Raw genomic sequence first — 819 nt, forward strand, 5'->3', positions numbered from 1 at the left:
AAACGATACAACAGAAAATACCTAGAATGGCTATGTCTACAACCCATCAACTGCGCTAATGATTTCTCCTAACAGGCCTGTCATCTCGCCTCTGGCGAGACGGGTTCGAGTCCCGTCCAGACCGCTGAAAAAAATTAAAAGGTTAATTCTTCCGAATAGCCTTTTTTTTAATCGTATCTCCCTTATAATAATCCCTTAACTCTTTGGTCTTATGGAAATCTATTATGTCTACATCATCAGATGTAATACTTCCGGAACACTGTATAAAGGTTATACCAAAAACATCCCAAATAGACTGAAACAACATAATAACGGGGAAAGCAGATTCACAAGAAAAATGGGACCTTGGTCACTTATATATGCAGAAAAATGTATCTCTAAAAAAGAAGCTCGCATAAGAGAAAAGACAGATCAAACGATACAACAGAAAATACCTAGAATGGCTATGTCTACAACCCATCAACTGCGCTAATGATTTCTCCTAACAAGCCTGTCATCTCGCCTCTGGCGAGACGGGTTCGAGTCCCGTCCAGACCGCTGAAAAAAATTAAAGGTTATTCTTCCGAATAGCTTTTTTTTTATCGTATCTCCCTTATAATAATCCCTTAACTCTTTGGTCTTATGGAAATCTATTATGTCTACATCATCAGATGTAATACTTCCGGAACACTGTATAAAGGTTATACCAAAAACATCCCAAATAAGACTAAAACAACATAATAACGGGGAAAGCAGATTCACAAGAAAAATGGGACCTTGGTCACTTATATATGCAATGAAAATGTATCTAACTAAAAAGAAGACTACGCATAGAAGAAA

General features: G+C 37.2%; 1 protein-coding gene. It reads left to right on the forward strand.

All coding sequences use genetic code 11. The features are described from left to right. Window positions 1–211: 211 nt before the first annotated feature. Window positions 212–472, forward strand: coding sequence for a GIY-YIG nuclease family protein (locus SD31_RS21475; protein WP_052259105.1), 261 nt, complete (start codon window positions 212–214; stop codon window positions 470–472). The last annotated feature ends 347 nt before the right edge of the window (window positions 473–819 follow it).

The sequence above is a fragment of the Sphingobacterium sp. T2 genome (assembly GCF_000814685.1).
Lineage (GTDB): Bacteria > Bacteroidota > Bacteroidia > Sphingobacteriales > Sphingobacteriaceae > Sphingobacterium > Sphingobacterium thermophilum.

Coding starts and splice junctions, on each gene's coding strand:
- SD31_RS21475 (WP_052259105.1), top strand. CDS start 212: ATGGAAATCTATTATGTCTACATCATCAGATGTAATACTTCCGGAACA.